Consider the following 24,734-nt stretch of genomic DNA (forward strand, 5'->3'; position numbering starts at 1 on the left):
TAATGGTATTACAAAGAAATGAAATAAATGAAAAAGATACATGGGATCTATCAACGATCTACCCAACTGACCAGGCTTGGGAAGAAGCCTTAAAAGATTTAACAGAACAATTGGAGACAGTAGCCCAGTATGAAGGCCATCTCCTAGATAGTGCGGATAGCCTTCTAGAAATCACTGAATTTTCTCTTGAAATGGAACGCCAGATGGAGAAGCTTTACGTTTATGCTCATATGAAAAATGACCAGGATACACGTGAAGCCAAGTACCAAGAGTACTATGCCAAGGCCATGACTCTCTATAGCCAGCTAGACCAAGCCTTTTCATTCTATGAGCCTGAATTTATGGAAATCAGTGAAGAGCAGTATGCTGACTTTTTAGAAGCTCAGCTAAAATTGCAGGTTTATCAACACTATTTTGACAAACTTTTGCAAGGCAAGGAACACGTTCTATCACAAAGAGAAGAAGAATTATTAGCTGGAGCTAGTGAAATCTTTGGTTCGGCAAGTGAAACTTTCGCTATTTTAGATAATGCAGATATCGTCTTTCCATTTGTTAAAGATGAAGATGGTAACGAAGTACAATTATCACATGGCGTTTATATGCGTTTGATGGAGTCTAAAAATCGTGAAGTTCGCCGAGATGCTTATCAAGCCCTTTATGCAACTTACGAGCAATTCCAACATACTTATGCTAAAACCTTGCAAACAAATGTTAAGGTTCAAAACTATCGTGCAAAAGTTCGCAACTACAAGAGTGCTCGTCATGCAGCTCTCGCAGCAAATTTTGTTCCAGAAAGTGTTTATGACAATTTGGTAGCAGCAGTTCGCAAGCATTTGCCCCTCTTGCATCGTTACCTTGAGCTTCGTTCAAAGATTTTGGGGATTTCAGACCTCAAGATGTACGATGTCTACACACCGCTTTCATCTGTTGAATATAGTTTTACCTACCAAGAAGCCTTGAAAAAAGCAGAAGATGCCTTGGCAGTATTGGGAGAGGATTACTTGAGCCGTGTTAAACGTGCTTTCAGTGAGCGTTGGATTGATGTTTACGAAAATCAAGGCAAGCGTTCAGGAGCCTACTCTGGTGGTTCTTACGATACCAATGCCTTTATGCTTCTTAACTGGCAGGACAATCTAGACAATCTCTTTACTCTTGTTCATGAAACAGGTCACAGTATGCATTCAAGCTATACTCGTGAAACGCAGCCTTATGTTTACGGAGATTATTCTATCTTCTTGGCTGAGATTGCCTCAACTACCAATGAGAATATCTTGACGGAGAAATTGTTGGAAGAAGTGGAAGACGACGCAACGCGCTTTGCTATTCTTAATAACTTCTTGGACGGTTTCCGTGGAACAGTTTTCCGACAAACTCAATTTGCTGAGTTTGAACACGCCATCCACCAAGCGGATCAAAATGGGGAAGTCTTGACAAGTGATTTCCTAAATAAACTCTATGCAGACTTGAACCAAGAGTATTATGGTTTGAGCAAGGAAGATAATCCTGAAATCCAATACGAGTGGGCACGTATTCCACACTTCTACTATAACTACTATGTATACCAATATTCAACAGGTTTTGCAGCAGCCTCAGCTTTGGCTGAAAAAATTGTTCATGGTAGTCAGGAAGACCGTGACCGTTATATTGATTATCTCAAGGCTGGTAAGTCTGACTACCCACTTAATGTCATGAGAAAAGCTGGTGTTGATATGGAGAAGGAAGACTACCTCAACGATGCCTTTGCAGTCTTTGAACGCCGTTTAAATGAGTTTGAAGCCCTTGTTGAAAAATTGGGATTGGCATAAGATGGTTGAATCGTATAGTAAAAATGCCAACCACAACATGCGTCGTCCTGTTGTCAAGGAAGAAATTGTGAACTTGATGCGTCAGCGTCAAAAGCAAGTTACAGGTTCTTTGAAAGAATTGGAAGACTTTGCCCGTAAGGAAAATATTCCCATTATTCCTCATGAAACGGTTGCTTACTTCCGTTTTCTTATGGAAACCATGCGGCCTAAAAATATTCTGGAAATTGGGACGGCTATCGGTTTTTCAGCTCTTTTAATGGCAGAACATGCGCCAAAGGCCAAGATTACAACCATTGACCGCAATCCAGAGATGATTGGTTTTGCCAAGGAAAATTTTGCTCAGTTTGACAGTCGCAAGCAAATTACTCTCCTAGAAGGAGATGCGGTAGATGTCTTATCAACCCTGACAGAGTCCTATGATTTCGTCTTTATGGATTCTGCTAAGTCTAAATACATCGTCTTTCTACCAGAAATCCTCAAACATTTGGAAGTTGGTGGTGTGGTTGTCTTGGATGATATTTTCCAAGGTGGTGATGTTGCCAAGGACATTATGGAAGTCCGTCGTGGTCAGCGAACTATTTATCGAGGCCTTCAAAGACTGTTTGACGCAACTTTAGATAATCCAGGACTCACTGCAACATTAGTTCCTCTGGGAGACGGTATTCTCATGCTTCGTAAAAATGTAGCAGATGTTCAATTGCCTGACAGCGAATGATTTTCAGAAAAATTTAAGAAAATATAGTAAAATAGATAGGGTAACACTTATCTTAAAGGAGTAGACATGAAGAAAAAACTATTGGCAGGTGCCATTACACTATTATCAGTAGCAACATTAGCAGCTTGTTCGAAAGGCTCAGAAGGAGCAGATCTTATCAGTATGAAAGGGGATGTTATCACAGAACATCAATTTTATGAGCAAGTGAAAAGCAACCCTTCAGCTCAACAAGTGTTGTTGAACTTGACCATCCAAAAAGTATTTGAGAAACAATATGGTTCGGAAGTAGATGACAAAGAAGTCAACGATACTATTGCCGAAGAAGAAAAACAATATGGTGAGAACTACCAACGTGTTTTGTCACAAGCAGGCATGACTCTTGAAACACGTAAAGCTCAAATTCGTACAAGTAAATTGGTTGAGTTGGCAGTTAAGAAGGCAGCAGAGGCTGAATTGACAGATGATGCTTATAAGAAAGCCTTTGATGAATATACTCCAGATGTAACGGCTCAAATCATTCGTCTTGATAATGAGGATAAAGCGAAAGAAGTCCTCGAAAAAGCTAAGGCAAGTGGGGCAGATTTCGCTCAATTAGCAAAAGATAACTCAACTGATGAAAAAACCAAAGCAAACGGTGGAGAAATCACCTTTGACTCTGCTTCGACAGAAGTACCAGAACAAGTTAAGAAAGCAGCTTTCGCTTTAGATGTAAACGGTGTTTCTGATGTGATTACAGCCGCTGGTACACAAGCCTACAGCAGCCAATATTACATTGTAAAACTCACTAAGAAAACAGAAAAATCATCTAATCTTGATGACTACAAAGAAAAATTAAAAACTGTTATCTTGACTCAAAAACAAAATGATTCAACATTTGTTCAAAGCATTATCGGAAAAGAATTACAAGCAGCTAATATCAAGGTTAAAGACCAAGCCTTCCAAAATATCTTCACTCAATATATCGGTGGTGGAGATTCAAGCTCAAGTAGTTCATCAAAAGAATAAAACAGAAAAGGGCCAAGTGCTCTTTTTCTTATGACAAAAATAGTCTATCTGATGGATAAGAGTTTTTTTCTTTCGGAAAAAATGGTATAATAGCAATCAAAACTAGAAAACAAACGGAATTTGGGAAGCAATTGTGTTGTTCTCATTAGAGTGGTGATACTATGAAGATTAGTAAAAGGCACCTATTAAATTATTCTATTCTAGTTCCTTACTTACTTTTATCTATTTTGGGCTTGATTGTGGTTTATTCGACAACCAGTGCTATTTTAATTCAAGAAGGCCAAAGTGCACTGCAATTGGTCCGAAGTCAGGGACTGTTTTGGATATTTAGTTTGATACTGATTGCCTTGATATACAAATTGAAACTGAATTTTTTACGAAACGAACGTCTTTTATTTATCGTTATGTTCGTTGAGCTGATTCTATTAGCTATGGCTCGGATAATTGGTACGCCAGTCAATGGAGCCTATGGTTGGATTTCAGTAGGACCTTTGACCATTCAGCCAGCCGAATACTTGAAAATTATTATTATTTGGTATCTAGCAAATAAATTTTCCAAACAACAAGAGGATATAGCTATTTATGATTTTCAAGTGTTGACACAGAATCAGTGGCTTCCTCGTGCTTTTAATGATTGGCGTTTTGTCCTCTTGGTCATGATAGGAAGTTTGGCTATTTTCCCAGATTTGGGGAATGCTACCATCCTAGCTTTGGTTGCCTTGATTATGTACACAGTTAGTGGGATTGCTTATAGATGGTTTCTTGCTTTTTTTGGAATTTTAGTTGGAATTTCTGCCTTATCCTTATCACTTATTTCTTTTATAGGAGTTGATAAGTTTTCAAAAGTTCCAGTATTTGGATATGTAGCCAAGCGTTTCAGTGCTTATTTTAATCCCTTTGCTGACTTGGCAGGAGCTGGTCACCAACTTGCAAATTCCTACTTTGCCATGGTAAATGGTGGGTGGTTTGGTCTAGGCTTAGGAAATTCAATAGAAAAACGTGGTTATTTACCAGAGGCACATACAGACTTTGTATTTTCAATTGTTATTGAAGAGTTTGGATTTGTGGGAGCCAGCTTGATTTTAGCACTTGTCTTTTTCCTGATTTTACGAATTATCCTAGTCGGTATTCGTGCTAAGAATCCCTTTAATTCTATGATGGCGATTGGGGTTGGGGGGATGATGCTGGTACAGGTATTTGTCAATATCGGTGGAATTTCTGGCATTATTCCTTCGACAGGAGTAACCTTCCCCTTCTTATCACAAGGAGGGAACAGTCTCCTAGTCTTGTCTGTAGCCATCGCCTTTGTCTTAAATATTGATGCAAGTGAAAAACGTGCCCAATTATATGAGGAGTTAGAAGCTCACTCATCAAACTATATGTAGAGCTGAGAGTGGAAAGGATTACCTATGTCTCTTCAAAAATTAGAAAACTATAGTAATAAAGCTGTCGTGCAAGAAGAAGTATTGATTTTAACAGAATTGTTAGAAGATATCACTAAAAATATGCTTGCCCCAGAGACTTTTGAAAAAATCATGCAGTTGAAGGAATTGTCAACTCAAGAAGATTATCAAGGTTTGAACCAATTAGTTACTAGTCTGACAAATGATGAAATGGCTTATATTTCACGCTATTTCTCTATCTTGCCTCTTTTGATTAATATTTCTGAAGACGTGGATTTAGCCTATGAAATCAACCATCAAAATAATATCGATCAAGATTATCTTGGTAAATTATCAGCAACGATCAAAATGGTTGCGGAAAAAGAAAACGCGGTTGAAATTCTAGAACACTTGAATGTTGTCCCTGTTTTAACAGCCCATCCAACACAAGTGCAACGTAAGAGTATGTTGGATTTAACTAACCATATTCATACCCTCTTGCGTAAGTACCGTGATGTGAAATTAGGCTTGATTAATAAGGAAAAATGGCATAATGATCTCCGTCGTTACATTGAGATTATCATGCAGACAGATATGATTCGTGAAAAGAAATTGAAAGTAACCAATGAAATAACGAATGTCATGGAATACTACAATAGTTCATTCCTGAAGGCAGTTCCTCATTTGACTGCTGAGTACAAGCGTCTGGCTAAAAAACACGGCTTAGAGTTGAAACATCCAAAACCCATTACTATGGGTATGTGGATTGGTGGAGACCGTGATGGTAATCCTTTTGTTACAGCGGATACCTTGAAACAATCTGCTATGACTCAGTGTGAAGTCATCATGAACTACTATGATGAAAAGATTTACCAACTTTATCGTGAATTCTCTCTCTCAACCAGTATTGTCAATGTAAGCAAGCAAGTTAGAGAAATGGCTCGTCAATCCAAGGACAACTCGATTTATCGTGAAAAAGAGCTGTATCGTCGTGCCTTGTTTGATATTCAATCAAAAATCCAAGCAACAAAAACCTATCTGATTGAGGATAAGGAAGTTGGTGCTCGCTATGAAACAGCTAATGATTTTTATAAGGACTTAATTACCATTCGTGATTCCCTCTTGGAAAACAAGGGTGAAGCACTGATTTCTGGTGATTTTGTTGAGCTGATTCAGGCAGTTGAAATTTTTGGTTTCTATTTGGCATCTATAGACATGCGTCAAGATTCTAGTGTTCACGAAGCCTGTGTAGCTGAACTCTTGAAATCAGCGGGTATTCATTCTCATTATAGCGAACTCAGTGAAGAAGAAAAATGCCAGCTTCTCTTGAAAGAATTAGAGGAAGATCCACGTATTCTTTCTGCCACTCATGTTGAAAAATCAGAGTTACTTGAAAAAGAATTAGCAATCTTTAAGGCTGCTCGTAAGTTGAAAGATAAGTTGGGAGATGATGTCATTCGTCAGACCATCATTTCACATGCAACCAGCGTATCAGACATGTTGGAATTGGCTATCTTGCTAAAAGAAGTAGGGTTAGTTGATAAAGAAAGAGCCCGTGTCCAAATTGTTCCTCTCTTTGAAACAATTGAGGACTTGGACCACTCAGAAGAAACCATGAGAGAATACCTTTCACTTCCTCTTGCTAAGAAATGGATTGCTTCGCGTAATAACTACCAAGAAATCATGCTTGGCTACTCTGACAGTAATAAAGATGGTGGCTACCTATCATCATGTTGGACCCTCTACAAGGCTCAACAACAATTGACTGCTATCGGAGATGAATTTGGCGTTAAGGTTACCTTCTTCCATGGTCGTGGTGGGACTGTCGGTCGTGGTGGTGGACCAACCTATGAAGCCATCACATCTCAACCGCTCAAGTCTATCAAGGATCGTATCCGCTTGACGGAGCAGGGTGAAGTAATTGGCAATAAATACGGTAACAAAGACGCAGCCTACTATAACCTTGAAATGCTAGTATCTGCAGCCATTAACCGTATGATTACTCAGAAGAAGAGCGATACTAATACCTCCAATCGTTATGAAGCTATTATGGATCAAGTGGTGGACCGTAGTTACGATATCTACCGTGATTTGGTCTTTGGTAATGACCATTTCTATGATTATTTCTTTGAATCAAGTCCAATCAAGGCTATTTCAAGCTTTAATATTGGTTCTCGTCCAGCTGCTCGTAAGACAATTACTGAAATTGGTGGTTTGCGAGCTATCCCTTGGGTCTTCTCATGGTCGCAAAGTCGTGTCATGTTCCCTGGCTGGTATGGTGTCGGATCAAGCTTCAAAGAATTTATCGATAAAAATCCGGAAAATATTGAAATTTTGCGTGATATGTATCAAAATTGGCCTTTCTTCCAATCGCTGCTTTCAAATGTCGATATGGTCTTGTCAAAATCAAATATGAACATTGCTTTTGAATATGCTAAACTGTGTGAGGATGATCAAGTAAAAGCAATTTATGAGACTATTTTAAATGAGTGGCAAGTTACCAAGGAAGTCATCTTGGCTATCGAAGGATATGATGAACTCTTGGCTGAAAATCCATATCTAAAAGTAAGTTTGGATTATCGTATGCCTTACTTTAATATCCTTAACTATATCCAGTTAGAGTTGATTAAACGTCAACGTCGAGGAGAATTATCAAGCGATCAAGAAAAATTAATCCATACAACCATCAACGGAATTGCGACAGGATTGCGTAATTCGGGCTGATACCTATCAAACTTCCTCTTTTCTATAGGGGAAGTTTTTGAATAGTTCAAAAAAATACTAAAAGAGTCTTGACAAGTAATTGAAAAATGATATAATTTAACCATTCAGAAAAGTAATCATTCAAACTTTTTAGAGAGTCTGTGGTAGCTGAAAACAGATAAGTGATGATGATGAAAATTGGGCTGGATGTTATTTAGAATTTGAAATCATAAAAATTCGGTGAGCACACCTTATAGTGCATCTCGTTATTGCGAGACAGAGTGATAGGGAAATTCCCTATAATTGAGGTGGTACCGCGCATCGACGTCCTCACACAAGTTTTTTGTGTGAGGACTTTTTTGATGGAGGTTAGTATGGAAAGAAAACGATGGCGTCGCTTGTTCAGATAAGTGAAGTAGTTTAAAGGAATTAAAAAGGAGAAATAGAATGAAAAATAAACGTTTAATTGGAATTATCGCTGCATTAGCAGTCTTAGTAGCAGGAAGCTTGATTTACTCTTCAATGAATAAACCAGAAGCTAAGAATGAGAAGACAGTTGCCAAAGTTGGTGTCCTCCAGTTTGTAAGCCATCCGTCTCTTGACTTGATTTATAAAGGGATTCAAGACGGACTTGCAGAAGAAGGCTATAAAGATGATCAGTTGAAAATTGACTTTATGAACTCAGAAGGTGATCAAAGTAAGGTTGCGACAATGAGTAAACAGTTGGTTGCAAACGGCAATGACTTGGTTGTCGGTATTGCAACACCAGCTGCTCAAGGATTGGCTAGTGCAACAAAAGACCTACCAGTTATCATGGCCGCGATTACAGACCCAATTGGTGCTAACTTGGTTAAAGATTTGAAAAAACCAGGTGGCAACATCACAGGAGTATCTGACCACAATCCAGCTCAACAACAAGTTGAACTCATCAAGGCTCTAACACCAAATGTGAAAACAATAGGAGCTCTTTACTCAAGTAGTGAAGACAATTCAAAAACACAGGTCGAAGAATTTAAGGCTTATGCTGAAAAAGCAGGTTTGACAGTAGAAACATTTGCAGTTCCTTCAACAAATGAAATTGCTTCAACAGTTAACGTTATGACTAGCAAGGTCGATGCTATCTGGGTTCCGATTGATAACACCATTGCATCGGGATTTCCAACGGTTGTCTCTAGTAATCAAAGTTCTAAGAAGCCAATTTATCCAAGTGCTACTGCCATGGTAGAAATAGGTGGTTTGGCATCAGTTGTAGTTGACCAACATGACCTTGGTGTGGCAACAGGTAAAATGATTGCGCAAGTCTTGAAAGGTGCAAAACCAGCTGATACACCAGTCAATGTCTTTTCAACTGGTAAGTCAGTAATTAACAAAAAATTGGCACAAGAGCTAGGTATTACGATTCCTGAATCTGTTCTAAAAGAAGCAGGACAAGTGATCGAATAATCTGTAATGGAGGAGTTGGGGACATCTCCTCCAATTTTTTACAATAGAAAGCATATAGAAAAGGTTAAGAAACAGATGATATTATCTATTATTTCTCAAGGATTTATCTGGGCTATTCTAGGTCTGGGAATCTTTATGACATTTAGGATTTTGAACTTTCCAGATATGACGACAGAAGGTTCCTTTCCTCTTGGAGGAGCTGTTGCTGTCACTTTGATAACGAAAGGCGTGAACCCATTTCTAGCGACACTTGTTGCTGTAGGAGCAGGTTGTTTGGCTGGTATGACAGCAGGACTTCTTTATACAAAAGGGAAGATCCCAACCTTGCTCTCAGGGATTTTGGTGATGACTTCTTGTCACTCTATTATGCTCTTGATTATGGGACGTGCAAATTTAGGATTGCTTGGAACCAAGCAAATTCAAGATGCCTTGCCTTTTGATTCGGATTTGAACCAACTCTTGACAGGTCTTATCTTTGTGAGTATTGTCATTGCTCTCATGCTCTTTTTCTTGGACACTAAACTCGGACAAGCCTATATTGCTACAGGTGACAATCCTGATATGGCTAGAAGTTTCGGGATTCATACTGGACGCATGGAGCTCATGGGCTTGGTCTTATCAAATGGTGTGATTGCCCTTGCAGGAGCTCTCATTGCCCAGCAAGAAGGGTATGCCGATGTATCTCGAGGAATCGGGGTTATCGTTGTGGGGCTTGCAAGTTTGATTATTGGAGAAGTTATCTTCAAGAGTTTGAGCTTGGCAGAACGTCTGGTTACCATCGTTGTAGGTTCTATCGCTTATCAATTCTTAGTGTGGGCAGTTATTGCGCTTGGCTTTAATACAAGTTACCTTCGTTTGTACAGCGCCGTGATTTTAGCAGTCTGCCTCATGATTCCAACATTTAAGCAAACCATCTTGAAAGGAGCCAAGTTAAGCAAATGACAGCCATTGTAGAATTAAAAAATGCAACCAAAGTCGTTAAAAATGGCTTTGATGAAGAAAAGATTATTTTAAATGATGTTTCCTTAGAAATTTTTGAACAGGATTTTATCACGATTTTAGGTGGAAATGGTGCTGGTAAATCGACCCTCTTTAACACCATTGCAGGAACCCTATCACTAACCAGTGGAACTATTCGTATTTTAGGTGAAGATGTTACCAAGTTTTCACCAGAGAAGCGAGCTAAGTATCTGTCTCGTGTTTTCCAAGATCCCAAGATGGGGACAGCCCCTCGTATGACAGTGGCTGAAAATCTCTTAATCGCCAAGTTTCGTGGTGAAAAGCGTGGACTCTTTCCAAGACGTTTGGCTAGCTATAAGGATGAGTTTCAGTCAACTATTGAAAAAGTGGGAAACGGTCTTGAGAAACACTTGAATACACCGATTGAGTTCTTATCAGGTGGACAAAGACAGGCTTTGAGTCTCTTGATGGCAACCTTGAAACGTCCTGAATTACTCTTGCTAGATGAGCATACTGCAGCTCTTGATCCAAAGACCAGTGTGGCCTTGATGGAATTGACGGATGAATTTGTCAAGAAAGACCAGCTGACAGCTCTTATGATTACTCATCACATGGAAGATGCTCTCAAATATGGCAATCGTTTGATTGTCATGAAAGAAGGACGAATTATCCAAGATTTGAACCAAGAAGAAAAAGCAAAAATGAAAATCTCTGATTATTATCAACTCTTTGAATAAAGTAGGGAAAATGAGTGAAATGGTTTACTTTTTTTCTGAAATAAAGTATACTATATAAAGTAAACTATGATAACATGGAGGTATTGTGTATGGTTGACAAACAAGTCATTGAAGAAATCAAAAACAATGCCAACATTGTGGAAGTCATAGGAGATGTGATTTCTTTACAAAAGGCAGGACGGAACTATCTAGGGCTCTGTCCTTTTCATGGTGAAAAAACACCTTCTTTCAACGTTGTAGAGGACAAGCAGTTTTATCACTGTTTTGGTTGTGGTCGCTCAGGTGATGTCTTTAAATTCATCGAGGAGTACCAAGGGGTTCCCTTTATGGAGGCTGTCCAAATTTTAGGTCAGCGTGTTGGAATTGAGGTTGAAAAACCGCTTTATAGTGAGCAGAGGCCAGCCTCGCCTCACCAAGCTCTTTATGATATGCACGAAGATGCTGCCAAATTTTATCATGCTATTCTCATGACAACGACCATGGGGGAGGAGGCCAGAAACTACCTTTATCAGCGTGGTTTGACAGATGAAGTGCTCAAGCATTTTCGGATTGGTTTGGCACCTCCAGAACGAAACTATCTCTACCAGCGTTTGTCTGGTCAGTATCGTGAAGAGGATTTCCTAGATTCAGGGCTATTTTACCTCTCAGATGCTAATCAATTTGTAGACACCTTTCACAATCGCATCATGTTTCCCCTGACAAATGATCAGGGAAAGGTTATTGCCTTCTCAGGTCGTATCTGGCAGAAAACGGATTCACAAACTTCTAAGTATAAAAATAGCCGATCAACTGCAATTTTTAACAAAAGTTACGAATTATATCATATGGATAGGGCAAAAAAATCTTCTGGAAAAGCCAGTGAGATTTACCTGATGGAAGGGTTCATGGATGTCATTGCAGCCTATCGGGCTGGAATCGAAAATGCTGTCGCATCTATGGGAACAGCCTTGAGTCGAGAGCATGTTGAGCATCTGAAAAGGTTAACCAAGAAGTTGGTTCTTGTTTACGATGGCGATAAGGCTGGGCAAGCTGCGACTTTGAAAGCCTTGGATGAAATTGGTGATATGCCTGTGCAAATCGTCAGCATGCCTGATAACTTGGACCCAGATGAGTATCTACAAAAAAATGGACCAGAAGACTTGGCCTATCTATTAACGAAAACTCGTATTAGTCCGATTGAGTTTTACATTCATCAGTACAAGCCTGAAAATAGTGAAAATCTGCAGGCTCAGATTGAGTTTATTGAAAAAATAGCTCCCTTGATTGTTCAAGAAAAGTCTATCACTGCTCAAAATAGCTATATTCATATTTTAGCTGACAGTCTGGCATCTTTTGATTATGCCCAGATTGAGCAGATTATTAATGAGAGTCGTCAGGCGCAAAGGCAGAATCGCATGGAAGGGATTTCCAGACCGACGACAATCACTATGCCTGTCACCAAGCAGTTATCGGCTATTATGAGGGCAGAAGCCCATCTACTTTATCGAATGATGGAATCTCCTCTTGTTTTGAACGATTACCGTTTGCGAGAAGGTTTTGCATTTGACACACCTGAATTTCAGGTCTTATATGACTTGCTTGGTCAGTATGGCAATCTTCCTCCAGAAGTTTTAGCAGAACAGACAGAGGAAGTTGAAAGAGCTTGGTATCAAGTCTTAGCTCAGGATTTACCTGCTGAGATGTCACCGCAGGAACTTAGTGAAGTAGAAATGACTCGAAACAAGGCTCTCTTGAATCAGGACAATATGAGAATCAAAAAGAAGGTGCAGGAAGCTAGCCATGTAGGAGATACCGACACAGCCTTAGAAGAATTGGAACGTTTAATTTCACAAAAGAGAAGAATGGAGTAACAATGGCAACAAAACAAAAAGAAGTAACAACATTTGACGTGCAAGTAGCAGAATTTATCCGTAATCATAAGCAAAAAGGGACAGCAACAGATGATGAAATCAATGCTAGTCTGGTTATTCCTTTTACCTTGGATGCTGATGGGATTGAAGATCTCTTGCAACGGATTCAGGATGCAGGGATTTCTATCACAGATAACGAAGGAAATCCAAGTGCACGTGTTCTTAGTGCTGAAGAAGAACCAGAACTTAGCGATGAGGATTTGATTGGTTCAACTTCGGCTAAGGTCAACGACCCTGTCCGTATGTACTTGAAAGAAATCGGGGTCGTTCCTCTCTTGACCAATGAAGAGGAAAAAGAATTGGCACTGGCTGTTGAAGCTGGCGATATCGAAGCCAAACAACGTCTTGCGGAAGCTAACCTTCGTTTGGTTGTTTCTATTGCCAAACGCTATGTTGGTCGTGGTATGCAGTTTCTTGACTTGATTCAAGAAGGAAATATGGGCTTGATGAAGGCGGTTGACAAGTTTGACTATTCTAAAGGGTTCAAGTTTTCAACTTATGCAACTTGGTGGATTCGTCAGGCCATCACTCGTGCTATTGCGGATCAAGCTCGTACCATCCGTATCCCAGTCCACATGGTTGAAACCATCAATAAATTGGTTCGTGAACAGCGTAATCTCCTTCAAGAATTGGGACAAGATCCAACGCCAGAGCAAATCGCTGAACGTATGGATATGACTCCTGACAAAGTGCGTGAAATCTTGAAGATTGCCCAAGAACCAGTATCTCTTGAAACACCGATTGGTGAAGAGGATGATAGCCATCTTGGGGACTTTATCGAAGACGAAGTGATTGAAAATCCAGTAGACTACACAACTCGTATCGTCTTACGTGAGCAGTTGGATGAGGTCTTGGATACTCTTACAGACCGTGAAGAAAATGTTCTGCGTCTACGTTTTGGTCTAGATGATGGAAAAATGCGCACCCTTGAAGATGTGGGTAAAGTCTTTAACGTAACCCGTGAGCGTATCCGTCAGATTGAAGCTAAGGCTTTGAGAAAACTACGCCAACCAAGTCGCAGCAAACCGCTTCGTGATTTTATTGAAGACTAAGAGTGAGGATAAACATGGCTTACACAGAAGAACAAATTGAAAACATCAAAACACGAATTTTATCAGCCTTGGAAGAAGTTATCGACCCTGAGTTGGGAATCGATATTGTCAATCTTGGTTTAATTTATGAGATTCGTTTTGATGGTGACACAGGGCAAACAGAGATTGATATGACTTTGACAACTATGGGTTGTCCCCTAGCGGACCTTTTGACAGACCAGATTTATGATGCCATGACAGAGGTGCCAGAAGTAACGGATACTGAGGTCAAATTAGTTTGGTATCCAGCTTGGACTGTTGAAAAAATGAGTCGCTATGCACGCATTGCCCTAGGCATTAAGTAAACATATAAAAGTATGTGAGAGATTATTGGAAAAGCGAGGAAATTTCCCCCTCTTTTCCTCTAGTCTCTCCTTTCTTTTGCTGATTTTATTCAAAGAAAATGATATAATAGTAGTCATGGAAAAAAAGAAATTACGCATCAATATGTTGAGTTCAAGTGAGAAAGTAGCAGGGCAAGGAGTTTCAGGTGCCTACCGTGAATTAGTTCGTCTTCTTCATCGTGATGCCAAGGATCAATTGATTGTTACTGAAAATCTTCCAATCGAGGCAGATGTGACTCACTTTCATACAATTGATTTCCCCTATTATTTATCAACATTCCAAAAGAAACGCTCAGGGAGGAAAATTGGCTATGTACATTTCTTGCCTGATACACTTGAGGGGAGTTTGAAAATTCCATTTTTCTTAAAGGGAATTGTCAAACGTTATGTATTTTCTTTTTACAACCGGATGGAGCACTTGGTTGTGGTCAATCCTATGTTTATTGAGGATTTGGTGGCAGCTGGTATTCCCCGTGAAAAAGTAACTTATATTCCTAATTTTGTCAATAAGGAAAAATGGCATCCTCTATCACAAGAAGAGATAGTCAGACTGCGAACAGAACTTGGCGTTACTGACAATCGGTTTATCGTAGTAGGTGCTGGTCAAGTCCAGAAACGCAAAGGGATTGATGATTTTATCCGTCTGGCTGAGGAATTACCTCAGATTACCTTTATCTGGGCGGGTGGTTTCTCTTTTGGTGGTATGACAGATGGTTATGAACGCTACAAGAAAATGATGGATAATCCGCCTGAAAATTTGATTTTTCCAGGTATCGTGTCACCAGAGCGAATGCGCGAATTGTATGCCCTAGCGGATCTTTTCTTGTTACCTAGTTACAATGAGCTCTTTCCTATGACTATTTTAGAGGCGGCTAGTTGCGAGGCTCCTATTATGTTGCGTGATTTGGATCTCTATAAGGTGATTTTGGAGGGAAATTATCGGGCGACAGCAGATAGAGAAGAGATGAAAGAGGCTATTTTAGAATATCAAGCAAATCCTGCTGCCTTAAAAGACCTCAAAGAAAAAGCTAAGAATATTTCTAGAGAGTATTCTGAAGAGCATCTGTTACAAATCTGGTTGGACTTTTATGAGAAACAAGCCACTTTAGGGAGAAAATAAAAAGTGAGGTAATCTATGCGAATTGGTTTATTTACAGATACCTATTTTCCTCAGGTTTCTGGTGTTGCGACCAGTATTCGAACCTTGAAAACAGAACTTGAAAAGCAGGGGCATGTTGTTTTTATCTTTACGACGACGGATAAGGATGTCAATCGCTATGAAGATTGGCAAATTATCCGCATTCCAAGTGTTCCTTTTTTTGCTTTTAAGGATCGTCGTTTTGCCTACCGAGGATTTAGCAAGGCGCTTGAAATTGCTAAACAGTATCAACTGGATGTTATCCATACTCAGACAGAATTTTCTCTTGGTTTATTGGGGATTTGGATTGCGCGTGAATTGGAAATTCCCGTCATTCATACCTATCACACCCAGTATGAAGACTATGTCCATTATATTGCCAAGGGGATGTTGATTCGTCCTAGTATGGTCAAGTATCTGGTTAGAGGTTTCTTGCATGATGTGGATGGGGTTATTTGCCCGAGTGAGATTGTCCGTGACTTGCTATCTGACTATAAGGTCAAGGTTGAAAAGCGGGTCATTCCAACTGGGATTGAATTAGCTAAGTTTGAGCGTCCAGAAATCAAGCAAGAAAATTTAAAAGAAGTGCGTAGTAAATTAGGAATTCAAGATAATGAAAAGATGTTGCTTAGCCTTTCCAGAATTTCCTATGAGAAAAACATTCAAGCAGTACTAGCAGCCTTTGCAGAAGTTCTGAAAGAAGAAGACAAGGTTAAACTGGTAGTTGCCGGGGATGGCCCATATCTGAATGACCTCAAAGAGCAAGCTCTGAAACTAGAGATTCAAGACTCCGTCATCTTTACAGGTATGATTGCTCCTAGTGAGACGGCTCTTTATTATAAGGCGGCGAATTTCTTCATCTCGGCATCGACAAGTGAAACCCAAGGCTTGACCTACTTGGAAAGTTTGGCTAGTGGGACACCTGTCATTGCACATGGAAATCCTTATCTGGACAATCTTATCAGTGATAAAATGTTTGGAACCTTGTACTATGGAGAACATGATTTGGCTGGTGCTATTTTGGAAGCCCTGATTGCAACGCCAGATATGAATGAGCATACTTTATCAGAGAAATTGTATGAGATTTCAGCTGAGAACTTTGGGAAACGAGTGCATGAGTTTTATCTGGATGCCATTATTTCAAATAATTTCGAGAAAGATTTAGCCAAAGATGATACGGTTAGTCAGCGTATCTTTAAGACAGTTTTGTATCTTCCACAACAGGTGGTTGCTGTGCCCGTAAAAGGCTCTAGACGCATGCTGAAGGCTTCAAAAACACAGTTAATCAGCATAAGAGATTATTGGAAAGACCATGAAGAATAGAAAGAGGACAAGTTATGAAAAAACAATTAATGAGAAGTGGTCATGATAAAAAGATTGCAGGTGTTTGTGCAGGAGTGGCCCATTATCTTGATACGGATCCTACTATCGTTCGCGTAATATGGGGTGTTCTTGCTTGCTGTTACGGAGCGGGAATTATAGCCTATATCATTTTATGGATTATTGCACCAGTAGCAAGTGACTATTGAAAACTAGCTCAATTCATGCTAAGATAATAGAAAATAGAATGTAACGAAGGAGATAAAAATGGCATTTGGAGATAATGGAAAACGTAAAAAAACTATGTTTGAGAAATTAACCTTGCTTATCGTGCTTATCATGTTAGTAGCAAGTATTTTGGGAATTTTTGCAACTGCAATTGGTGCCCTCAGTAATCTATAAAATAGATTCAAGAAAATTTTGTGACTGGGATTTCCCAGCCCTTTTTTAAAGTGAGAAGAAAAAATGAGTATGTTTTTAGATACAGCCAAGATCAAGGTCAAGGCTGGTAATGGTGGTGATGGCATGGTTGCCTTTCGCCGTGAAAAATATGTCCCTAATGGCGGTCCTTGGGGTGGTGATGGTGGTCGTGGAGGAAATGTGGTCTTCGTTGTAGACGAAGGTTTGCGTACCTTGATGGATTTCCGCTACAATCGTCATTTCAAGGCTGATTCTGGTGAAAAAGGAATGACCAAAGGGATGCATGGTCGTGGTGCAGAGGATCTTAGAGTTCGAGTACCACAAGGTACAACTGTTCGTGATGCAGAGACTGGCAAGATCTTGACAGATTTGATTGAACACGGTCAAGAATTTATTGTAGCCCACGGTGGTCGCGGTGGTCGTGGAAATATTCGCTTTGCGACACCAAAAAATCCTGCACCTGAAATCTCTGAAAATGGGGAACCAGGTCAGGAACGTGAGTTACAATTGGAACTAAAAATCTTGGCAGATGTTGGTTTGGTAGGTTTCCCATCTGTTGGGAAATCAACACTTTTAAGTGTTATTACCTCAGCTAAACCTAAAATTGGTGCCTACCACTTTACCACTATTGTGCCAAATTTAGGTATGGTTCGTACCCAATCAGGTGAATCCTTTGCAGTAGCTGATTTACCAGGTTTGATTGAAGGTGCTAGTCAAGGTGTTGGTTTGGGAACCCAGTTCCTCCGTCACATCGAGCGTACACGTGTCATACTTCACATCATTGATATGTCAGCTAGCGAAGGACGTGATCCTTATGAGGATTATCTTGCTATTAACAAGGAGTTGGAGTCATACAATCTTCGTCTCATGGAGCGTCCACAGATTATCGTAGCCAATAAGATGGATATGCCTGAGAGTCAGGAAAATCTTGAAGAATTCAAGAAAAAATTAGCTGAAAACTACGATGAATTTGAAGAGTTGCCAGCCATTTTCCCAATATCTGGTTTAACCAAGCAAGGGCTGGCAACGCTTTTGGATGCGACAGCTGAATTGTTAGATAAGACACCAGAATTCTTGCTCTACGACGAGTCAGATATGGAGGAAGAAGCTTACTACGGCTTTGACGAGGAAGAAAAAGCCTTTGAAATTAGCCGTGATGACGATGCGACATGGGTACTGTCTGGTGAAAAACTCATGAAACTCTTTAATATGACTAACTTTGATCGTGATGAATCAGTCATGAAATTTGCCCGCCAACTTCGTGGTATGGGAGTTGATGAAGCCCTTCGTGCGCGTGGTGCTAAGGATGGGGACTTGGTTCGCATTGGTAAATTTGAGTTTGAATTTGTAGACTAGGAGATTGATATGGGAGATAAGCCGATATCTTTCCGAGATGCGGATGGCAATTTTGTTTCTGCCGCAGACGTTTGGAATGAAAAGAAATTGGAAGAACTATTTAATCGTCTCAATCCAAATCGTGCCCTGAGATTGGCACGAACTAAAAAAGACAATCCATCTTAAATAAGGAAAATAGAACTCTAATTATCAGTTAAATTAACTGTAACAAATAGAAGCTAAAATCGAGAAAGGGCAAAATTTGTCCTTTTTTTGCTTATAAATTATAGTGTATTGAAATAGAATATGAACAAATTGATTAGGGAATTCAAATCAAATCTCTAACAAGGCTTTAGAAGTTGTGTTGTTCTATTCTAGATTCAAAAAACTACACTTTTTCTGTTAAAAAAGAATTTTTTTACAAAAATAGTTGGTTAGTTAGTTTATTTATGCTATAATAGGAACAATTATTTTTAGGAGGTGTCAGTATGTCTTATTTGTTTGAGATATTGCCGAGCTTATTAAGTGGTGCAAGCATGACTTTACAGGTGTTTGCACTGGTCTTGATTTTTTCTATTCCCTTGGGCGTTTTGATTGCCTTTGCCTTGCAAGTCCACTGGAATCCCCTCCATCATTTGATTAACATTTACATTTGGATCATGCGGGGCACACCCTTGCTCTTACAATTGATCTTTATCTATTATGTGCTCCCGAGTATTGGGATTCGTTTAGACCGTCTTCCTGCAGCTATTATTGCTTTTGTTCTCAATTATGCGGCTTACTTTGCTGAAATCTTCCGTGGAGGGATTGATACCATTCCTAAAGGTCAATATGAGGCTGCTAAGGTCTTGAAGTTTAATCCTTTTGACACAGTGCGCTACATTATTTTGCCTCAGGTAACCAAGATTGTTCTTCCTAGTGTCTTTAATGAAGTCATGAGTTTGGTCAAGGATACTTCTCTGGTCTATGCTCTAGGACTTTCAGACCTTATCTTGGCGAGTCGAACAGCTGCCAACCGTGATGCTAGTCTGGTTCCTATGTTCTTGGCAGGAGCCATTTACTTGATTTTGATTGGTATTGTGACCATTCTTGCCAAAAAAGTTGAGAAGAAGTACAGTTACTATAGATAGGAGGTTGTCATGTTAGAATTACGAAATATCAATAAAGGCTTTGGTGGAAAGCAAATTTTATCTAATTTCAGTCTAAAAATTCCTGAAAAGCAAATCCTGGCTATCGTTGGGCCTTCTGGTGGAGGTAAGACAACTCTCTTACGTATGCTTGCAGGTCTTGAAACCATTGATTCAGGACAAATCTTTTATAATGGAGAATCTTTAGAACTGGATGAACTGGAGAAGCGCAATCTACTGGGATTTGTATTCCAAGATTTTCAACTTTTCCCTCATTTATCAGTTTTAGATAATTTGACCTTATCGCCTGTGAAAACAGTGGGAATGAAGCAGGATGAGGCTGAGCAGAAGGCGCGAGGGCTTTTGGAACAGTTAGGACTAGCAGGGCACGCAGATGCCTATCCTTTCTCATTATCTGGTGGGCAAAAGCAGCGGGTGGCCTTGGCGCGTGCTATGATGATTGACCCAGAAATCATTGGCTACGATGAACCGACTTCTGCTCTGGATCCAGAGTTGCGCTTGGAAGTGGAAAAACTGATCTTGCAAAATAGGGAACTTGGCATGACCCAGATTGTCGTTACCCACGATTTACAGTTCGCTGAAAATATCGCAGATCAGATTCTCAAGGTTGAGCCCAAGTAGGAGGTGCCGATGACTAATAAGAAAATTGCTTTAGTATTGGTTTCTCTCCTGACACTCTTTTTAACAGCTTGTACTCAGAAGGCTAGCGATCCAAAGCAGGATAACTGGGATAAGTATCAAGATCAGGGGACCATTACTATTGGTTTTGACAATACCTTTGTACCTATGGGATTTGAAGAAAAGAATGGCCAATACACAGGCTTTGATATTGATTTAGCACAAGCTGTCTCTGAAAAATTAGGTTTTAAGGTTCAATTTCAACCAATCGACTGGGATATGAAGGAGACAGAACTGCAAAATGGAACCATAGACGTTATCTGGAATGGCTATTCTGCCACTGATGAACGCCGAGAGAAAGTTGCCTTTAGCATTCCATATATGGAAAATCAGCAAGTTCTGGTTGCGAAGAAAAGCCAGCAAATTCATTCAGTAGAGGAGATGAAGGATAAGACCTTGGGAGCTCAAGCTGGGTCCTCTGGTTATTTAGACTTTGAAGCCCAGCCAAACTTATTGAAAAATCGTGTCAAAGACCAGAAGGCCAATCAATACCAGAGTTTCAATGAAGCCTTGATTGATTTGAAAAATGATCGGATTGATGCCTTGTTGATTGACCGAGTGTATGCTAATTACTATCTTCAGTCTGAGGGGATATTAAATGACTATAATGTCTTTTCAGCTGGATTTGAAAGTGAATCTTTTGCTGTCGGTGTCAGACCTGCAGATAAAAAATTATTCCAAGCTTTAAACCAAGCTCTTGTTCAACTTTATAAAGAAGGTAAGTTCCAAGAAATCAGCCAAAAATGGTTTGGAGAAGATGTAGCAACCAAAGAAGTGAAAAATAGAGATTGAGTTTTTACTCAGTCTCTTTTTGCATCAAAAAATCCTCTGGCAAGTACCAGAGGATAAGAGCTTATACTCAATGAAAATCAAAGAGCAAACTAGGAAGCTAGCCGCAGGCTGTACTTGAGTACGGCAAGGCAACGCTGACGTGGTTTGAATTTGATTTTCGAAGAGTATTATTTCATTGTTGGGAAGAGCAATACATCACGGATAGTAGTTGTATCAGTGAGAAGCATGCAGAGACGGTCGATACCGATACCCAAACCACCTGTTGGTGGCATACCGTATTCAAGGGCCTCGATGTAATCGTAGTCAATGCCAGTTGCTTCGTCGTCACCAAGTTCTTTAGCTTTCGCTTGGGCTTCAAAACGGCTAAGCTGATCGATTGGGTCGTTCAACTCAGTAAAGGCATTACCATACTCCTTGGTCATGATGAAGAGCTCGAAACGGTCTGTAAAGCGTTCGTCTTCAGGATTTTTCTTAGCCAGTGGAGATACAGCTACTGGATGTCCATAGACAAATGTTGGTTGGATCAAGGTTTCTTCAACAAACTCTTCAAAGAAGGCATTGATAATGTGGCCAACTTCAGTGTAATGTTTCTCAACTGGAACTTTCTTCTCAGCAGCGATAGCTTTAGCTTCTTCCAAAGTCATATCTTGCCAGAAATCTACACCAGTAATTTCTTTGATAGCATCAACCATGTGAACACGTTTAAATGGTTCGTTGATTTTGATTTCAGTTCCTTGGTAGTTGACTGGGCCGTCGCCTTTGACTGATTTAGCAGCGTGTTGGATAATGCCTTCAGTCAAGTCCATGATGTCTTGGAAGTCTGCATAAGCTTGGTAGACTTCGATAGAAGTAAATTCAGGGTTATGAGTGGCATCCATTCCTTCATTACGGAAGATACGGCCGATTTCATAGACACGTTCCATACCACCGACGATAAGGCGTTTCAAGTGAAGCTCAGTCGCGATACGAAGTACCATGTCAATGTTTTGGGCATTGTGGTGGGTGATAAATGGACGGGCAGAAGCTCCACCAGCTTCGTTGTGAAGAACAGGTGTTTCCACTTCAAGGAAACCTTTTTGGTCAAGGTAACGACGGATTTCAGAAATGATTTTTGAACGAGTGACAAAGCGTTCAAAGCTTTCACGGTTAGAAATCAAGTCAAGGTAACGTTTACGGTAAATTGTCTCAACGTCTGTCAAACCGTGGAATTTCTCTGGCAGAGGACGAAGAGCCTTAGACAAGTGTGTGATGTGAGTAGCCTTGATAGAGAGCTCTCCCATATCTGTACGCATTACTTCGCCTTCGACACCAAGGAAGTCACCAAGGTCCGCTTTTTTGAAGATTTCGTAATTTTCTTCACCGACAGCATCCTTACGAACGTAGATCTGAATCTGGCCTTCGCGGTCTTGAAGGTGGGCAAATCCAACTTTCCCTTTACCACGTTTGGTTACCAAGCGTCCTGCGATAGTAGCTGTTTCGTTTTTATCATGTAATTGTTCTTTATCGAGATCAGCAAATTTATCTTTTAATTCTTGTGAATTTGCAGTACGTTCAAAGCGTTTTCCAAAGGGATCGATTCCTTGTTCACGGAGCGCAGCCATTTTTTCACGGCGAACGATCTGCTGGTCATTTAGTTCTTCCATATGTTCTGTTGACATGGGATCCTCCTAGTTTTACTCAAAATTGAATACGATGAGTCATTTTTTGCGATACTCCCATTTTATCATAAATATCCAAGAAATTCACGGATAATCTTTAAAAACTAAAAAGAACTTGACACTAAAATCAAGTTCTGTTATTGATAGGAAGTATCATTCCAAGTATTGAGAGTGAATGTTTCAAAATCATGGGTTTCTAGAATTGTCAGGCTGGCATTTGCTAGACCGCCATCTTTACGAAGAAGTGGTTCTTTATATCCTAGAAGAGTACGAAGACTGGCAGTAAGATTGGCGCCGTGTCCGACAATTAGAATACGTTTAGCCGGACTATCTTTGAGTGATTTGATAAATTGGATGGTCCGTTGGGTTGTGCTATAGAGGGATTCAGCTCCGAACATTTGAGTGTCAAATTGAGCAAGATTAGATCGGAAAGCTCTGATTTGTTGCGGGTAAATAGCTTCCAAGGTTGCAATTTTCAAACCTTCCAACTTCCCCAGCTGCCATTCACGAAGATTAGAAACACTTTCTAAAGGACAGGGGTTCTGGAGTTGACTTTGGATAATCTCAGCAGATTTGACCGCTCGAGGTAAATCACTTGAATAAACCTGATCAAAAGGAATCTCCTTGAGATACTGGCCAAGTTGTTTTAGGGTGTCAATGGATTCAGGAAGAAGGGGAGAGTCTCCACTAGCACCTTGAAAGCGTCCTTCTTGGTTCCAGAGGGTACGACCGTGGCGGACAAAGTAGAGTTTCATTACTTACTGTCCTCCAAGATATCTGCAAAGTCAGCCTTTACAAAGCTAGCCAGGTCTTGTGGCGCGACGATAATGCTGTGACCAACTTCGCCTGCAGAGACAATCATTTGATCCAAGTCTAGAGCAATCTTATCGATAAAAATGGGGTAATTGTGTTTTTGACGAATGCCAACAGGATTATTAGCTCCATGAATATAACCTGTTGTTTTTTCCAAGTCCTTTTGGGGAATCATGCTCACTTTTTTATTGCCAGAAATTTTGGCTAGTTTCTTTTCAGACAAGTGTTGAGTGATAGGGACAATTCCGATAATTGGTCCGGTTTTATCTCCTAAAAGCGCCAAGGTTTTGAAAATCTGATCTCGTTCATAATCTTGAGGAAGCTCACCTTCAAGGGCATTGATTTGAATCCCCTGATGTGGGATACCTGCTTTAGACAGGATTTGTTCAACCAATGTTTTTTTGATTTTAACTTTTTTTGCCATTATTTATACTTATCCTCCAATTGGCTCATCCAAATACCAAGCCAGATTCCCAGTGCAAAGAAGAAGGCGATGATGACATATCCAACAAGTGAAAGGCCTGTGTATTGGATGCTTTCAGCGTTTCCTGCATTTGGAATCAAGATCAAAAGGGTACTTGATAGGACGATACCGATGATAAAATGATAGACGCGTGAGTGGTAGTTATTTAAGGCATAATCCATCAATTTTGAAAAAATGATGAGAGTTGCACCTGCTCCGATTCCAATCGGGAAGAAGGTTCCCAAGAGGTCAAAGGTTTTAAAACCAGTCAACATGGGAGCATAGAGGCCTAAAATCAAAAGTAGATTTGATGGACTGAGGCCAGGAACTAATACGCCAAGAGCCAGCAGTGCACCAGCTAGGACGAAATTAAGAAAGCTGGCACTTAAGGTTCCAACGACAAAATTTAAGGCATAGAGTCCTAGTCCAGAAATGATAAAGGTTGCCCAGAACCAAGCCAAATCAATCTTGTCTCGGTCAGATTCTCGAGTTGATTCTTTGAGGAGGCTAGGAACTGCACCAATGATGGCGCCCGCAAAGCTCCATAAGACAAAGACCTGATAATTTTCAAGTAGGTATTCAATCGGGTAAGAAAATAAGCCGATTCCCAGAAGCATACCGATGGCAACTGGAATAAAGTACAAAACATTTTCTTTAAAGTCTTTAAAGGGATGGGCCAGAAAGCCAATCATCCGTTCATAAATTCCTAAGATTGCTGCTAGAACCCCTCCGGAAATTCCCGGTAAGATAAATCCAAGAGCAATCACAATCCCTTTAATAATGCGTGCTAACCATGAGAGCATATATTTCCTCCAACTATTTCTATTTCAAAAAATCCTTACTATATTGTATCACAATCAAACACAAAAAGAAA

24 protein-coding genes and 1 other annotated feature are annotated in these 24,734 nt (G+C 40.0%); of the genes, 20 read left to right on the forward strand and 4 right to left on the reverse strand.

Going from position 1 to position 24,734, the window contains the following annotated elements; all coding sequences use genetic code 11:
* Positions 1-2 precede the first annotated feature (2 nt).
* The 20 genes from pepF to ACORHU_RS03830 all read left to right on the forward strand — a co-directional run bounded on the left by pepF (position 3) and on the right by ACORHU_RS03830 (position 20,926).
* The gene (gene pepF / locus ACORHU_RS03735; protein WP_173305120.1) at positions 3-1,805 is read left to right on the forward strand and encodes an oligoendopeptidase F; all 1,803 of its coding nucleotides are present in this window, start codon (positions 3-5) and stop codon (positions 1,803-1,805) included.
* A gap of 1 nt (position 1,806) precedes the next feature.
* Positions 1,807-2,520: an O-methyltransferase gene (locus tag ACORHU_RS03740; RefSeq protein ID WP_434364889.1), complete on the forward strand. Its 714-nt coding sequence runs from the start codon at positions 1,807-1,809 to the stop codon at positions 2,518-2,520.
* A 66-nt stretch (positions 2,521-2,586) separates the two neighbouring features.
* Positions 2,587-3,525: a peptidylprolyl isomerase PrsA gene (prsA, locus tag ACORHU_RS03745; RefSeq protein WP_000727947.1), complete on the forward strand. Its 939-nt coding sequence runs from the start codon at positions 2,587-2,589 to the stop codon at positions 3,523-3,525.
* A gap of 161 nt (positions 3,526-3,686) precedes the next feature.
* Positions 3,687-4,910 (forward strand): cell division peptidoglycan polymerase FtsW, encoded by a 1,224-nt coding sequence (gene ftsW, locus ACORHU_RS03750; protein WP_434364891.1) that lies wholly within the window; start codon positions 3,687-3,689, stop codon positions 4,908-4,910.
* Positions 4,911-4,934: 24 nt separating this feature from the next.
* On the forward strand, positions 4,935-7,631 hold the full coding sequence (ppc, locus tag ACORHU_RS03755) for a phosphoenolpyruvate carboxylase (protein ID WP_434364893.1): 2,697 nt from the start codon (positions 4,935-4,937) through the stop codon (positions 7,629-7,631).
* 96 nt (positions 7,632-7,727) lie between these two features.
* Positions 7,728-7,945: a binding site (T-box leader), on the forward strand.
* Positions 7,946-8,057: 112 nt separating this feature from the next.
* On the forward strand, positions 8,058-9,053 hold the full coding sequence (gene trpX, locus ACORHU_RS03760; RefSeq protein WP_434364895.1) for a tryptophan ABC transporter substrate-binding protein: 996 nt from the start codon (positions 8,058-8,060) through the stop codon (positions 9,051-9,053).
* 75 nt (positions 9,054-9,128) lie between these two features.
* Positions 9,129-9,995, forward strand: a complete 867-nt coding sequence (locus ACORHU_RS03765; RefSeq protein ID WP_434364897.1) for an ABC transporter permease — start codon at positions 9,129-9,131, stop codon at positions 9,993-9,995.
* On the forward strand, positions 9,992-10,750 hold the full coding sequence (locus tag ACORHU_RS03770) for an ABC transporter ATP-binding protein (RefSeq protein ID WP_223330125.1): 759 nt from the start codon (positions 9,992-9,994) through the stop codon (positions 10,748-10,750). Before ACORHU_RS03765 ends, ACORHU_RS03770 begins: the two co-directional genes overlap by 4 nt.
* A gap of 89 nt (positions 10,751-10,839) precedes the next feature.
* Complete coding sequence (gene dnaG, locus ACORHU_RS03775; RefSeq protein WP_434364899.1) at positions 10,840-12,600, forward strand: DNA primase; 1,761 nt, start codon at positions 10,840-10,842, stop codon at positions 12,598-12,600.
* A 2-nt stretch (positions 12,601-12,602) separates the two neighbouring features.
* On the forward strand, positions 12,603-13,712 hold the full coding sequence (gene rpoD, locus ACORHU_RS03780) for an RNA polymerase sigma factor RpoD (protein WP_004259586.1): 1,110 nt from the start codon (positions 12,603-12,605) through the stop codon (positions 13,710-13,712).
* Between the two features lie 14 nt (positions 13,713-13,726).
* Positions 13,727-14,056: a metal-sulfur cluster assembly factor gene (locus tag ACORHU_RS03785; RefSeq protein WP_000331925.1), complete on the forward strand. Its 330-nt coding sequence runs from the start codon at positions 13,727-13,729 to the stop codon at positions 14,054-14,056.
* Positions 14,057-14,171: 115 nt separating this feature from the next.
* The gene (gene cpoA / locus ACORHU_RS03790) at positions 14,172-15,215 is read left to right on the forward strand and encodes an alpha-galactosylglucosyldiacylglycerol synthase (protein WP_434364902.1); all 1,044 of its coding nucleotides are present in this window, start codon (positions 14,172-14,174) and stop codon (positions 15,213-15,215) included.
* Between the two features lie 15 nt (positions 15,216-15,230).
* Positions 15,231-16,556 (forward strand): glycosyltransferase family 4 protein, encoded by a 1,326-nt coding sequence (locus ACORHU_RS03795; RefSeq protein WP_414337372.1) that lies wholly within the window; start codon positions 15,231-15,233, stop codon positions 16,554-16,556.
* Between the two features lie 29 nt (positions 16,557-16,585).
* Positions 16,586-16,762, forward strand: coding sequence for a PspC domain-containing protein (locus ACORHU_RS03800; protein WP_153197549.1), 177 nt, complete (start codon positions 16,586-16,588; stop codon positions 16,760-16,762).
* Positions 16,763-16,820: 58 nt separating this feature from the next.
* Positions 16,821-16,955 (forward strand): DUF4044 domain-containing protein, encoded by a 135-nt coding sequence (locus ACORHU_RS03805; protein WP_000863852.1) that lies wholly within the window; start codon positions 16,821-16,823, stop codon positions 16,953-16,955.
* Positions 16,956-17,018: 63 nt separating this feature from the next.
* Positions 17,019-18,329 (forward strand): GTPase ObgE, encoded by a 1,311-nt coding sequence (gene obgE, locus ACORHU_RS03810; RefSeq protein WP_050137125.1) that lies wholly within the window; start codon positions 17,019-17,021, stop codon positions 18,327-18,329.
* Positions 18,330-18,338: 9 nt separating this feature from the next.
* The gene (locus ACORHU_RS03815; RefSeq protein ID WP_000502580.1) at positions 18,339-18,494 is read left to right on the forward strand and encodes a hypothetical protein; all 156 of its coding nucleotides are present in this window, start codon (positions 18,339-18,341) and stop codon (positions 18,492-18,494) included.
* Positions 18,495-18,796: 302 nt separating this feature from the next.
* Positions 18,797-19,438, forward strand: coding sequence for an amino acid ABC transporter permease (locus ACORHU_RS03820; protein WP_153197547.1), 642 nt, complete (start codon positions 18,797-18,799; stop codon positions 19,436-19,438).
* Between the two features lie 9 nt (positions 19,439-19,447).
* Positions 19,448-20,077: an amino acid ABC transporter ATP-binding protein gene (locus ACORHU_RS03825; RefSeq protein ID WP_153197545.1), complete on the forward strand. Its 630-nt coding sequence runs from the start codon at positions 19,448-19,450 to the stop codon at positions 20,075-20,077.
* Positions 20,078-20,086: 9 nt separating this feature from the next.
* Complete coding sequence (locus tag ACORHU_RS03830) at positions 20,087-20,926, forward strand: amino acid ABC transporter substrate-binding protein (protein WP_000182484.1); 840 nt, start codon at positions 20,087-20,089, stop codon at positions 20,924-20,926.
* Between the two features lie 167 nt (positions 20,927-21,093).
* On the opposite strand, the gene lysS is transcribed toward ACORHU_RS03830, so the two are convergent.
* From lysS to ACORHU_RS03850, 4 genes are all read right to left on the reverse strand, one after another.
* Positions 21,094-22,584 (reverse strand): lysine--tRNA ligase, encoded by a 1,491-nt coding sequence (lysS, locus tag ACORHU_RS03835; RefSeq protein WP_061759817.1) that lies wholly within the window; start codon positions 22,582-22,584, stop codon positions 21,094-21,096.
* A 137-nt stretch (positions 22,585-22,721) separates the two neighbouring features.
* The gene (locus tag ACORHU_RS03840; protein WP_434364907.1) at positions 22,722-23,339 is read right to left on the reverse strand and encodes a histidine phosphatase family protein; all 618 of its coding nucleotides are present in this window, start codon (positions 23,337-23,339) and stop codon (positions 22,722-22,724) included.
* On the reverse strand, positions 23,339-23,821 hold the full coding sequence (locus tag ACORHU_RS03845) for an aminoacyl-tRNA deacylase (protein ID WP_049500383.1): 483 nt from the start codon (positions 23,819-23,821) through the stop codon (positions 23,339-23,341). Before ACORHU_RS03845 ends, ACORHU_RS03840 begins: the two co-directional genes overlap by 1 nt.
* Entirely contained in the window at positions 23,821-24,663 is an 843-nt protein-coding gene (locus ACORHU_RS03850; protein ID WP_414337381.1) for a DUF368 domain-containing protein, read from the reverse strand. The genes ACORHU_RS03845 and ACORHU_RS03850 overlap by 1 nt, the downstream gene beginning before the upstream one ends.
* Positions 24,664-24,734: the final 71 nt, after the last annotated feature.

The organism is Streptococcus sp. KHUD_015 (assembly GCF_051106265.1).
In the GTDB taxonomy this organism is placed as follows: Bacteria; Bacillota; Bacilli; order Lactobacillales; family Streptococcaceae; genus Streptococcus.

Coding starts and splice junctions, on each gene's coding strand:
- ACORHU_RS03795 (WP_414337372.1), top strand. CDS start 15,231: ATGCGAATTGGTTTATTTACAGATACCTATTTTCCTCAGGTTTCTGGT.
- ftsW (WP_434364891.1), top strand. CDS start 3,687: ATGAAGATTAGTAAAAGGCACCTATTAAATTATTCTATTCTAGTTCCT.
- lysS (WP_061759817.1), bottom strand. CDS start 22,584: ATGTCAACAGAACATATGGAAGAACTAAATGACCAGCAGATCGTTCGC.
- ACORHU_RS03765 (WP_434364897.1), top strand. CDS start 9,129: ATGATATTATCTATTATTTCTCAAGGATTTATCTGGGCTATTCTAGGT.
- ACORHU_RS03815 (WP_000502580.1), top strand. CDS start 18,339: ATGGGAGATAAGCCGATATCTTTCCGAGATGCGGATGGCAATTTTGTT.
- ACORHU_RS03770 (WP_223330125.1), top strand. CDS start 9,992: ATGACAGCCATTGTAGAATTAAAAAATGCAACCAAAGTCGTTAAAAAT.
- dnaG (WP_434364899.1), top strand. CDS start 10,840: ATGGTTGACAAACAAGTCATTGAAGAAATCAAAAACAATGCCAACATT.
- ACORHU_RS03800 (WP_153197549.1), top strand. CDS start 16,586: ATGAGAAGTGGTCATGATAAAAAGATTGCAGGTGTTTGTGCAGGAGTG.
- ACORHU_RS03785 (WP_000331925.1), top strand. CDS start 13,727: ATGGCTTACACAGAAGAACAAATTGAAAACATCAAAACACGAATTTTA.
- cpoA (WP_434364902.1), top strand. CDS start 14,172: ATGGAAAAAAAGAAATTACGCATCAATATGTTGAGTTCAAGTGAGAAA.
- ACORHU_RS03825 (WP_153197545.1), top strand. CDS start 19,448: ATGTTAGAATTACGAAATATCAATAAAGGCTTTGGTGGAAAGCAAATT.
- ACORHU_RS03740 (WP_434364889.1), top strand. CDS start 1,807: ATGGTTGAATCGTATAGTAAAAATGCCAACCACAACATGCGTCGTCCT.
- ACORHU_RS03805 (WP_000863852.1), top strand. CDS start 16,821: ATGGCATTTGGAGATAATGGAAAACGTAAAAAAACTATGTTTGAGAAA.
- obgE (WP_050137125.1), top strand. CDS start 17,019: ATGAGTATGTTTTTAGATACAGCCAAGATCAAGGTCAAGGCTGGTAAT.
- ACORHU_RS03820 (WP_153197547.1), top strand. CDS start 18,797: ATGTCTTATTTGTTTGAGATATTGCCGAGCTTATTAAGTGGTGCAAGC.
- ppc (WP_434364893.1), top strand. CDS start 4,935: ATGTCTCTTCAAAAATTAGAAAACTATAGTAATAAAGCTGTCGTGCAA.
- prsA (WP_000727947.1), top strand. CDS start 2,587: ATGAAGAAAAAACTATTGGCAGGTGCCATTACACTATTATCAGTAGCA.
- ACORHU_RS03845 (WP_049500383.1), bottom strand. CDS start 23,821: ATGGCAAAAAAAGTTAAAATCAAAAAAACATTGGTTGAACAAATCCTG.
- ACORHU_RS03830 (WP_000182484.1), top strand. CDS start 20,087: ATGACTAATAAGAAAATTGCTTTAGTATTGGTTTCTCTCCTGACACTC.
- pepF (WP_173305120.1), top strand. CDS start 3: ATGGTATTACAAAGAAATGAAATAAATGAAAAAGATACATGGGATCTA.
- ACORHU_RS03850 (WP_414337381.1), bottom strand. CDS start 24,663: ATGCTCTCATGGTTAGCACGCATTATTAAAGGGATTGTGATTGCTCTT.
- rpoD (WP_004259586.1), top strand. CDS start 12,603: ATGGCAACAAAACAAAAAGAAGTAACAACATTTGACGTGCAAGTAGCA.
- ACORHU_RS03840 (WP_434364907.1), bottom strand. CDS start 23,339: ATGAAACTCTACTTTGTCCGCCACGGTCGTACCCTCTGGAACCAAGAA.
- trpX (WP_434364895.1), top strand. CDS start 8,058: ATGAAAAATAAACGTTTAATTGGAATTATCGCTGCATTAGCAGTCTTA.